The 529-nt window shown below is 46.3% G+C and carries 1 protein-coding gene; it reads right to left on the bottom strand.

What is annotated here, in order from left to right; all coding sequences use genetic code 11:
- The coding region (locus R7190_RS30405; RefSeq protein WP_318138280.1) for an ATP-binding cassette domain-containing protein at positions 1 to 529 on the bottom strand (529 nt) is incomplete at both ends.

Here is a 529-nt window from a genome sequence, read left to right as displayed (position 1 = left end):
TCAAAGTTGTTGATCTTGATGATGTCAGCGCCTTCAGAAATCTCTTGGAATACCGTGTTCTTATCGTTCATTGAATCACGGAACTGCTCAACAGATGCTAGTTTCACTGTGTCACCCATCTCAATGGTACCTGAGTCAGGTTGTTCAGTGCCGCTTAGCATCTTGAATAGCGTTGATTTACCCGCGCCGTTGGCACCGATGATACCCACGATCGCACCTTTAGGCATGTTGAACGATAGGTCATCAATCAGAACGCGACCGTCAAACGACTTAGTCAGGTTCTTCACTTCAATCACTTTGTCACCTAGACGCTCACCTGGTGGGATGAACAGCTCGTTGGTTTCGTTACGTTTTTGGTGCTCAGTGTTTTGTAGCTCTTCAAAGCGCGCCATACGTGCTTTAGATTTTGCTTGGCGACCTTTAGGGTTTTTACGTACCCATTCAAGTTCTTTCTCGATGGTCTTTTGGCGAGCACTTTCTTGTGATGCTTCTTGTTGTAGACGTGCATCTTTCTGCTCTAGCCAAGAGG

The organism is Vibrio sp. 1078-1 (genome assembly GCF_033340475.1).
Note: the sequence above shows the minus strand (reverse complement) of the source record. Positions and strands in the feature narration are given on the sequence as shown.